This is a genomic window from Mycobacterium sp., from assembly GCF_049280035.1.
GTDB lineage: Bacteria > Actinomycetota > Actinomycetes > Mycobacteriales > Mycobacteriaceae > Mycobacterium.
Map to the genome: position 1 here is coordinate 1 of NZ_JBAPPI010000626.1, position 9,453 is coordinate 9,453.

The 9,453-nt window shown below is 66.7% G+C and carries 10 protein-coding genes; 4 read left to right on the forward strand and 6 right to left on the reverse strand.

Annotation, left to right across the window (positions count from 1 at the left end):
- Together WAN71_RS20070 and WAN71_RS20075 are read right to left on the reverse strand one after the other, a co-directional pair.
- Positions 1 to 384 (reverse strand): class I SAM-dependent methyltransferase (locus tag WAN71_RS20070; RefSeq protein ID WP_422227005.1); only part of this gene is annotated, 384 nt, incomplete at its 3' end.
- Positions 385 to 457: 73 nt separating this feature from the next.
- Positions 458 to 622, reverse strand: a complete 165-nt coding sequence (locus WAN71_RS20075; protein WP_422227006.1) for a hypothetical protein — start codon at positions 620 to 622, stop codon at positions 458 to 460.
- On the opposite strand from WAN71_RS20075, the gene WAN71_RS20080 reads away from it, so the two are divergent.
- A complete protein-coding gene (locus WAN71_RS20080; RefSeq protein WP_422227007.1) occupies positions 621 to 1,145 on the forward strand; it encodes an SEC-C metal-binding domain-containing protein in 525 nt (174 codons plus the stop codon). The two genes, WAN71_RS20075 and WAN71_RS20080, sit on opposite strands and share 2 nt — an antisense overlap.
- On the forward strand, positions 1,142 to 2,266 hold the full coding sequence (locus tag WAN71_RS20085) for a plasmid pRiA4b ORF-3 family protein (RefSeq protein ID WP_422227008.1): 1,125 nt from the start codon (positions 1,142 to 1,144) through the stop codon (positions 2,264 to 2,266). Before WAN71_RS20080 ends, WAN71_RS20085 begins: the two co-directional genes overlap by 4 nt.
- A gap of 267 nt (positions 2,267 to 2,533) precedes the next feature.
- Here WAN71_RS20085 and WAN71_RS20090 read toward each other — a convergent pair whose 3' ends face one another.
- Positions 2,534 to 3,277: a hypothetical protein gene (locus tag WAN71_RS20090; RefSeq protein WP_422227009.1), complete on the reverse strand. Its 744-nt coding sequence runs from the start codon at positions 3,275 to 3,277 to the stop codon at positions 2,534 to 2,536.
- 420 nt (positions 3,278 to 3,697) lie between these two features.
- Here WAN71_RS20090 and WAN71_RS20095 point away from each other — a divergent pair, with 420 nt between their 5' ends.
- Positions 3,698 to 4,996, forward strand: a complete 1,299-nt coding sequence (locus WAN71_RS20095; RefSeq protein WP_422227010.1) for a DEAD/DEAH box helicase — start codon at positions 3,698 to 3,700, stop codon at positions 4,994 to 4,996.
- A 63-nt stretch (positions 4,997 to 5,059) separates the two neighbouring features.
- Here WAN71_RS20095 and WAN71_RS20100 read toward each other — a convergent pair whose 3' ends face one another.
- Both WAN71_RS20100 and WAN71_RS20105 read right to left on the reverse strand, forming a co-directional pair.
- Positions 5,060 to 5,548 (reverse strand): DUF309 domain-containing protein, encoded by a 489-nt coding sequence (locus WAN71_RS20100; protein ID WP_422227011.1) that lies wholly within the window; start codon positions 5,546 to 5,548, stop codon positions 5,060 to 5,062.
- A gap of 35 nt (positions 5,549 to 5,583) precedes the next feature.
- A complete protein-coding gene (locus WAN71_RS20105; protein ID WP_422227012.1) occupies positions 5,584 to 5,961 on the reverse strand; it encodes a hypothetical protein in 378 nt (125 codons plus the stop codon).
- A 240-nt stretch (positions 5,962 to 6,201) separates the two neighbouring features.
- Here WAN71_RS20105 and WAN71_RS20110 point away from each other — a divergent pair, with 240 nt between their 5' ends.
- Complete coding sequence (locus WAN71_RS20110) at positions 6,202 to 8,577, forward strand: lysylphosphatidylglycerol synthase domain-containing protein (protein WP_422227013.1); 2,376 nt, start codon at positions 6,202 to 6,204, stop codon at positions 8,575 to 8,577.
- Between the two features lie 33 nt (positions 8,578 to 8,610).
- On the opposite strand, the gene WAN71_RS20115 is transcribed toward WAN71_RS20110, so the two are convergent.
- Positions 8,611 to 9,429, reverse strand: coding sequence for a polysaccharide deacetylase family protein (locus WAN71_RS20115; RefSeq protein WP_422227014.1), 819 nt, complete (start codon positions 9,427 to 9,429; stop codon positions 8,611 to 8,613).
- Between the last annotated feature and the right edge of the window lie 24 nt (positions 9,430 to 9,453).

Genomic DNA, 9,453 nt, shown 5'->3' on the forward strand with positions numbered 1-9,453 from the left:
GACCGTCACCCCGTCGGGCCACGGCAACCGCCACGACCGCGAATCCAGGCCGGCCGCCAGAATCACCACCTGGCGCACGCCTGCCTCGGTGGCGTCGATGAAGAACTCGTCGAAAAACGCTGTCCGCGAAGCCATGTAGTCGCGCATGCCCTGCATCCGCAACGGCACATCGGGGGCGACCTTCGCAATCTCGTCGGGCAGGTCCGGGTTGCCGAACCAATTCCACATGCCGTCGCCGGCGGCCTCCAGGAACACCCGCGCGAACGGATCGTCGATCAGCGGATCGTCGCTCTCGGTGTCCGCCATCCGGGCCGCCGCTACACCTAGCGCCGTCGCGCCCACGCTCTCGGTGATCTCCCAGCTGTCATTATCGGTTCTCGCCACGTTCACTTCCTCTCACTCAGCCGCACGCCACCCGCGGAGGGTACCCGCGCTGGCTGTGAGCGAAGCTAAGAATCTAGGCAGCCAAGTGGCGGCCATCCTGGCCCGACCAGCGGCTTGAGGAGATCGTCGACGAGCGTTGCGCGGCGCTGAACGTCTCAGCGTCGCGGGTGTCGATACGCAGCAAGTTGATCGCGTCGCCCTGGTATGCGTCGTGGCCGTGCGGCAGGATGCGGTCCATGGGTCTGGACGATCGATTGGAGCAGAAGCAGGCCGCGGCGTTCCTGGCCGAGCAGGAGCAGGCCCGTTTCCCGGACGAGGAAGCCGCGCCGGAGTCGACCGGCCCGGTCGGCGCGGTGGCGTTGGCCTGGCTGCCAGCCGGCGACTACGAGCAGGCGGTGCAGCTATGGCCGGAGCTAGCCGAGAGCGACCGGGTGCGTGGCCCGGACGGGCCGGTTCCGCACTGGCAGTACTGCAGGATGTTGCAGCAGATTCTGATCGACTATGCCGAGGCAGGCATACCCGCGCTGACGATCGCGCCGGTGCGGGTCGCACCATTTACCGCCTGGTGCGCTGAACGGGACCGGCATCCCGACTCGGCCGAAACCCGGGCCGAATATGCCGCGCAGTTGGGCGCCAGGGCCGACCCTGATTTGATTGCTTGGCCGCCGGGCCGCAACGAGCCGTGCTGGTGCGGGTCGGGGCGAAAGTACAAGAAATGTTGCGCGGCAACATTATTCGTCGATACAGATCTGCCGAAATGAAGACCACACGCTTGCGAGTGGTGTTGTGTGACGTGGAGCCGGCGGTGGCGCGGACGATCGATGTGCCCGCGTCGGCGATTCTGCCCGAGTTGCACGATCTGCTCCAGGCGGCGATCGGGTGGACCGACTCACATCTACACCAGTTCGTCACGGCGGACGCGACCTACGGCATGGAGATTCCCGGCGCCGACGTCTGGCCAGAGGATCAGCGTGACGAGGACGACGCGCGGCTGGTCGATCTGGGAAGCAAGTTCGAGTATCGCTACGACTTCGGCGACGGCTGGACCCATGACGTCCAGGTACTCGGCCCGGGCGATTCGGCACCGAGCTGCGTCGACGGCTACGGCGCCTGCCCGCCCGAGGACTGCGGCGGGCCCGGCGGGTATGCCGAGCTGCTGGACACCCTCGCCGACCCGGGCCACCCCGACCACGAGCACATGCGCGGCTGGGTCGGCAACCGGCTGCGTCCGTTCGACCGCGCCGCGACCGACCAAAGGGTGCGCCGGGTCGTCGGTGAGGTGCCCGAAAGTGTGCGGCTACTCCTCGATCTCACCGCTGACGGCGTCAAACTCACACCAGGTGGGCGGCTACCCCGAGCGGTGGTGCGCGATATGCAACAACACCGCCCACACTGGCATCCGCTCGGCCGGCCCGCCGCAATTGAGGACGACCTACAGCCCCTGTTGACGCTGCATGACCTGCTGCGCGGGGTGGGACTGCTACGGCTGCGCCACGGTGTGCTCGCACCTACCCGCGCCGCCAATGGTGACCTCGCCGTGGTGCGGCGACTCCGATCGGCCTTTGATCCCAACACCTTTGGCACTGAAATCACCGAGCTGACGATCGGAGTACTGGCCGCGCGCGGTCCGCTCCCCCTCGCGCGGCTCGCGGCACACGTGCATCAGCTGCTCGGCTACGGCTGGCAGCGCGTCGCCGAAGCTGACGTGAAGACCGCGGTGGCCCAGCTCGCCGCGACCATGGAGGCGCTCGACCTGATCGACAACAGCAATTGGCACGCCTGGGCGGCTGGGCCATCGGCCCGATCGCTGCTTCCCCGCGCGAATATGCTCGCCGACATCTGGGCTGACGACGGGCAGCAGCCCGATGGCTATACGACGTGAAATCAACGGCTTTTCAACGACATACGACAATGGCTCGCCGCTGCCCGTGGCGATCAAACCAGCCCGAGTTTGTTCCGTTAGCCGGCACAGTCGACCGCGACCTCAAGGGCGCCACAAATCTCACGCATCCGAGCATCAGCAAGCCGGCCGAGCGGTTGACCAAGGAAGGGAGGCGATCCCATCACCGTCGGGATGGACTGGACTGCGGTGCGGCATTGTCCGAGCGTTCAGCCTGGACCCAGACGGCGCAGCAGCAATGCGAAGAATCTAGGCCGTCGCTGCGAGCAGGGCGGCCAGGTGACGGCGATACCTGATGCGTCCCTCGGGTGTCAACGACGTCCATAGCCGGCCTGCGTCGGGCTGACCCCAAACATATTGCGCCGCGGCCAGTTTAGTAATGTCTGCAATCAATGCATCGGGGTGCTGCTGGAGACAGTGAGCGAGCAGACCCAGCTCGATCTCCTCGATCGCGTCCAGGCAGGTGCACAACATCAATCGCGACCGGGTAGCGATGAGCTGGTCGAACTCGCCGGGGTGGTCTTCCGCGAGCACCAGACGACCAGCGTCGTTCCCGACCGGGTCGGGGGTATTGACCGCCATGGCAATCCCGAGGATGACCGCGGCGGCCAGGAATTCCACCGCGTAGGCAAGCGGGGTTCCCAGCGGCAGCACCCACTCCAAGCCGTAGGCCGTCCCGACAAACACGACGAACACCAGCCAGGTGAATAGCCACCGTCGCTTCGTTCTTTGGCGACGACGCAGCCGCACACCCAACGCCCGCCGCTGGCGGACCAGCACCAAAATGGGCAGATAGATCGTCGCCAAGATGATCACCACGGCGATCGCAAATCCCGATCCGGTCAGCCCGCCGCCGGTTAGCGCCGCCATCGCGGCGGCTCCGCCCACGACGGCGAGCGGCTGGATCCATCGCGGCGCTTTGACCACGGCAGCGAGCACTCGCCGGGTGTCCAAAACATCCGCCACCGAGCCGACCGGATCATCGAGTGCCATATCCGTCTTTCCGCTCCCCCGGCCCCGGCCAAGACCAGCTGCCGGGGCGCCGAGCGTAACACCGGGGCGACCCGCGGACCGCCGGTTTCTCCACGTCAGGCGCTCAGTTCAGCGCGCCGCCAAGCAAACACACACATGCCAAGAAGGTGACACGTGTCACCTCGTGAGGGCGCTGAACGGTTCGTCAGCTAGGCTGATGAGCAACGTTGGCGTCACCAACACAGATGCTGACAACGTCGTGGAATGCTCCATCATCCACAGGTACCCACCGGGTCCCGATGATTCGTGCATCCAGCACAAGCTTTTTCGCGGCGATCGATTTTGCCCACCGGCAATCTCGCCACATTGTGCTGACCGCCGAATGACACTGATGCCGTCGCGGCGACGCGGCACACCCGATGCCCGAGAGGCACCGAAACCATGACTACCCAAAGAACTTTCGCCGACCTCGGCGTACCCACACGCCTGATCAACGAGCTCGGCGCGCAAGGAATCGTCACGCCGTTCCCGATCCAGGTCGACACCCTGCCCGACACCCTCGCCGGCCGTGATGTCCTCGGCCGCGGCAAGACCGGCAGCGGCAAGACGCTGGCGTTTTCCATCCCGCTGGTCGCCCGGCTCGAGTCGGGCAAGCGGCGGCCCTCACGGCCGTCCGGCCTGGTGCTGGCGCCCACTCGTGAGCTGGCAACCCAGATCACCGCGGTGCTCGCCCCGCTGGCAGCCGCCCACGACCTCAAGGTCGGCACGATCTTCGGCGGCGTGCCGCAAAACCGTCAGGTTGCCGCGCTGAGATCAGGGCTCGACATCGTCGTCGCCTGCCCGGGCCGGCTGGAAGACCTGATGCGGCAACGCCTGATCAGCCTCGACTCGGTCGAGATCACCGTGCTCGACGAAGCCGACCACATGGCCGACCTCGGCTTTCTGCCGGGTGTCATCCGCATCCTGGCCGCCACCCCGGCCGGCGGTCAGCGCATGCTGTTCTCCGCCACGCTCGACAACGGCGTGGACAAACTGGTCAAGCGGTTCCTGCGCAACGAGACGACACACTCCGTCGACGATGTGAACTCGCCGGTGGCTGAGATGACCCACCACGTCTTTCACGTCGCGGGGGCCGACGCCAAAAAGGAGCTGATACATCGGCTCGCTTCCGGCAGCGGCCGCCGAATCCTGTTCATGCGCACCAAACATCAGGCTCGTAAACTGGCCCGCCAGCTCACCGAGGCGGGAGTCCCCTCAGTTGATCTGCACGGCAATCTGTCTCAGCCCGCACGGGACCGCAACCTCGCCGCATTCAGCTCCGGCACCTCACGTGTGCTGGTAGCCACCGACATCGCCGCGCGCGGTGTGCACGTCGACGACGTCGAGCTGGTGGTGCACGTGGACCCACCGGCCGAGCACAAGGCCTATCTGCACCGCTCGGGACGCACCGCGCGCGCCGGCAGCTCCGGCGACGTCGTCACCGTGGTGCTTCCCGAGCAACGCAAAGACCACGCGGCGCTGATGCGCAGAGCCGGCATCAACGTCCGCCCGCAACACGTGACCGCCCACTGCGAACCGGTCACCAAGCTGGTCGGCGACGTCGCGCCCTACCGCGCGCCCGCACCCAAGGCAGCCCCGGCGACAAGCGGCGCATCCGCCTCTACCGCCCGGTCGCGCAGCCGTCGAGGACAACACCGCGGCACCGACCGTCACGGACGCACACGCTCACACAGTCGCTGATAGGCGGGCAAAAACCCACCGCAAATCCGCGCGGTGACTCATGTGACAGACGGGCGCGGGTGGTCACTTCCGCGAAGGCGGCACGACCAGACGCGGTCGCAGCCGCTCCGAAGGGATATCGTCGCCCGCTTTCAGATCGTCGACCAGCGCATCGGCGAAGTCCACTAAACCGGCGTCATCGACGCCGTAGGGTGCCGGGCGATCGTCGTGAGAGAGGCGGGCCGATGCGCTGCCGAGCAGGCTCACTGCGCCCTTGACGTTGCCGCGCTGGACGTGGGTGATGCCAACCGCGAGTTGTGCCAGGCCCTGCCACAGCATCCGCTCCTCGGCCGGACCGTTCTTCCACGCAGCCTCGAGCACCTCGTGCGCGTTGAACGCCAGGCCCCGGTCGAGCAGCTCCTGGGCATAGGCGAGGGTTTCGGCCGGTGGCAGTTCGAGATCGTCCGGGATACGCGGGATGCCTGCACTGCCAGGAGGAAGGGGCCGGCCAAGCGAGTCGCGCGGGCGCGCGCTTCGGGGTCGGCCGGCCTCGTCGCGATCACGCTTGGCCATGCGGACATCATGGCAACCTGACCCGAGGTCGGTGCTCAGCGGATAGCGTCTTTCGCCACCCGCTCGTAGGCTCGTCTCGCCTCGGGGGGAACGGCCGAAGAGAACACCAGCACCACGTTTTCCACTAGGAACATGCTCGGAACCGAGGCCGCATATAGTTCTGCTTTGCCCGTACTGGGAAACTCCATGATCGAAACGGTGTCGGTGTCCTCGGCGTCAATGCAGCCGATCTGCGGACATTTCTGCGGCCCCACATCGTGGGCGTTCGGCACCGCGAGCCCCGCATCGGTGAAGGCCGCGACGAGCTCGGCGACAGTCGTCGTATTGAGCCTCACCGCGCCCCGCGGGTAGCTGGTCTGGTGGTAACCGCCGGAGGGTTGGGCACCGCACGCCGCAACCACCAAACCGGCCACCGAAATCACCGTGGCCAGAAGCCGACTGGCGGTGCGTGACGCAGCGCGGCGCGAAGGACCTCGCACACCTCGACGTGCCGTCACCGACATCCCCGTATCTTCCCCTGCCCACGCTTGGCGGAGCCTGGCGGATGCCAGCGACACGCACAGACATGTTCGGATCGGCGGCAAACAGCCCTACGACACGGGTTATGTTGTCGGCGGGCCGCTGACCGACCCGGCCCGGAGGTTGCTTGGAGCATGTACGTCGACGGGCGCGAGATCACCGTTTCGGGGAGCTTGCTGCAACCGCCAACCCGGCGCACCAACGACATCCTTCGGGTCGTGCTGTCGGCGCTGTTCCTGGCGGCCGTGATCACCAGTTCCGTGGTCACCCGCACCCGGTGGGACCGGCTGGAGAAATCCATCTCGCGGATCATCGGGGTGCTCTCCCCCACCCAATCCGATGTGGTGTACCTGGTGTACGGCCTCGCGATCCTGGCGTTGCCGTTCATGATCCTGTTCGGCCTGATCCTCTCCCGGCAATGGAAACTGCTCGGCCCCTACGCGGCCGCCGCGTTCATCGCCTTTCTCGCGCTGTCGGTGACCGGCAAGGGCCTCGCGGCGCCCAAATGGCACTTCGACCTCTCCGACCGGGTCCGCACGGTATTGGCCCAATTCCTCGACGACCCGCGCTGGATCGGCATGCTCGCCGCGGTGCTCACCGTGTCGGGCCCGTGGCTGCCCGCGCGCTGGCGGCACTGGTGGTGGACGCTGCTGCTGGCGTTCGTCCCGATTCACCTCGTGGTCAGCGCTATCGTGCCGGCCCGCGCACTGCTGGGCCTGGCGGTGGGCTGGTTCGTCGGCGCGCTGGTGATCCTGGTCAGCGGCACGCCCGCACTCGAGGTGCCGCTGGACGGCGCGGTCCGCGCGCTGACCAAACGCGGATTGGCGGTGTCCGGGTTGACGGTGGTCCGGCCCGCCGGCGCCGGGCCGCTGACCCTCTCGGCCGCATCGGACGGTCGAGACGCCGACGCGGTAATCGAGTTGTACGGCCCGCATCAAAGCAGCGGCGGCGCGCTGCGTCAGCTGTGGGGCAAGCTGCGGCTGCGCCGCACCGAGGCCGCACCCTTTCAGGCGTCCATGCGCCGCGCCGTGGAGCATCGCGCGCTGATGGCCATTGCCGTCGGCAACCTGGGTGTGGCCAACACATCGACGATCACTGTCGGCACACTCGACCGCGGCTGGACGTTGTACGTGCACAAGCCCATTCGCGGAGCCTCTCTGAAGCAATGCGCGACGGCGACGCCGGTGACCCGGGTATGGGAATCGCTGCGCAAGCTGCACGATCACCAGATCTCGCATGGCGACCTGCGCGGCGAGGTGATCACCGTCAACGACGGCACCGTCCTGTTCGGTGGGTTCGGCAGCGCCGAATACGGTGCCACCGACAACCAGCTGCAATCCGACATCGCCCAGCTGCTGGTGACGACGTCAGCGCTCTACGGCGCCGAATCCGCGGTGAACGCGGCAATCGACGCGTTGGGCAAAGACACCGTGCTACTCGCGTCCCGCAGGCTCACAAAATCGGCTGTGCCCAAACGTGTTCGGGACTCGGTCAACGACCCGGGCGCTGTGATCTCCCGAAGCCGCGCGGCGGTGATGCGCCAAACTCACACCGACAAGATCCAAGCTGAAACGATCACCCGGTTCACCCGCAGCCAGCTCATCCAGCTGGTACTGCTGGTCGCGCTGGTCTACGTCGCGTACCCGTTCATCAGCACCGTGCCGACATTCTTCAACGAGCTGGGCAAAGCGAACTATTGGTGGGAGCTGCTCGGGCTGGTCATCTCGGCGCTGACCTATGTCGGGGCGGCGGGCACATTGTGGGCCTGTGCCGGTGGTGCCGTGGCCTACTGGAAACTGTTAATTACTCAGGTGGCCAACACTTTTGCCGCAACCACCACCCCGGCGGGTGTCGGTGGGCTCGCGCTCAGCGTGCGGTTGTTGCAGAAGGGCGGGATGAGCACGGTGCGAGCCACCACGGCGGTGGCACTGCAGCAGTCGGTGCAGGTGATCGTCCACGTCACGCTGCTGATCTTCTTCAGCGCCGCCGCCGGTGCGGGAACCGACCTGTCGCACTTCGTCCCGAAGGCCACGATGCTGTACCTGATCGCGGGCGTGGCGCTGGGCATCGTCGGCACATTTCTGTTCGTGCCCCGGTTGCGGCGCTGGCTGGCGACGGACGTGCGCCCGATGCTCAAGGAAGTCACCACCGACCTCGTCGCGCTTGCCCGCGAACCGAAGCGACTGGGGTTGATCCTGCTCGGTTGTGCCGGAACGACTCTCGGCGCGGCGATGGCGCTGTGGGCCAGCGTCCAAGCCTTCGGCGGCCACACGACGTTCGTCACCGTCACCGTGGTGACGATGGTCGGCGGAACTCTTGCGTCGGCCGCCCCCACCCCTGGCGGCGTCGGCGCCGTCGAAGCCGCGCTGATCGGTGGGCTCGCCGCGTTCGGCGTACCCGCGGCCGTCGGTGTGCCGTCGGTGCTGCTGTATCGCGTGCTCACCTGCTGGCTCCCGGTGTTCGTCGGCTGGCCGGTGATGCGGTGGCTGACGGACAAGGACATGATCTAGCGGCGTCGGATGCGTGCGCCTTAAAGGCCTGGCCTAGTGCGGTGGGAGGAAGACATCGTTGAGGGTGACGGTGCGTAGGTTGCGTGCGCGGATGAGATCGCGGAGTTGCTCGTAGACGTGGGTGACCGGCGGGTGGTTAAGGTGTCCGATCACGATCGCCTGCCCGGTGAAGGCCCGCTGGGCCATCTGGACGATGTAGTCCTCCTTGACCACGGTGGAATCCGACAGCGAACCCGACCACAGCGTGATCGCGGTGTAGCCGAGATCGGCGGCCACGGCATCAACGGTCGAGTTGTACCTTCCGTACGGTGGCCGGAGGTAAGGCCGCGCGTCCACCCCGAAGGTGGTTTTCAAGAACTCGTCGTTGCGGGAGATCTGTTGGGCCACTCGACTTGCTGGCAACTTTGTCAGGTTCGGATGCGACCAAGTGTGGTTGCCCAGCTGAATCTGGCCGGATTCGACCAATGGCCGGAGCAATGCCAGATTGTCGGTCCACGAGCGGTAGGTGCCGTTGACGAAATAGGTCAGCCGCACGCCGGTATCTTTGGCGAACTGCGTGTAGAGGCGCACCACGTCGGTGTTCACGCCGTCATCAACGGTCAGTGCCAGCAGATTGCCGTCCCCAGGCAGCTTGTTAAGCACGCCGCCACCGGGCAGCGGCACACGCTCGATGGGCGCGGGCTGCGATAACGTCGCAGTAGGAATGACCTTGCCCCCCGCTGGGTGCGGCGAGGCGGCAGCCGCAGCCGCGGCCGTCAAAGTTCGTGGCGGATCGCCGAATGCGTCGCGCGCCACGCCCATGACGCCGAGAACTGTGGCAGAAAGCGCCACGAGAAAGCGGCGCCGATTCAGCTCGGACACAACGCGGCGCGGTGC

Coding starts and splice junctions, on each gene's coding strand:
- WAN71_RS20100 (WP_422227011.1), bottom strand. CDS start 5,548: ATGGCCAAGCGTGATCGCGACGAGGCCGGCCGACCCCGAAGCGCGCGC.
- WAN71_RS20085 (WP_422227008.1), top strand. CDS start 1,142: ATGAAGACCACACGCTTGCGAGTGGTGTTGTGTGACGTGGAGCCGGCG.
- WAN71_RS20075 (WP_422227006.1), bottom strand. CDS start 622: ATGGACCGCATCCTGCCGCACGGCCACGACGCATACCAGGGCGACGCG.
- WAN71_RS20090 (WP_422227009.1), bottom strand. CDS start 3,277: ATGGCACTCGATGATCCGGTCGGCTCGGTGGCGGATGTTTTGGACACC.
- WAN71_RS20095 (WP_422227010.1), top strand. CDS start 3,698: ATGACTACCCAAAGAACTTTCGCCGACCTCGGCGTACCCACACGCCTG.
- WAN71_RS20080 (WP_422227007.1), top strand. CDS start 621: ATGGGTCTGGACGATCGATTGGAGCAGAAGCAGGCCGCGGCGTTCCTG.
- WAN71_RS20110 (WP_422227013.1), top strand. CDS start 6,202: ATGTACGTCGACGGGCGCGAGATCACCGTTTCGGGGAGCTTGCTGCAA.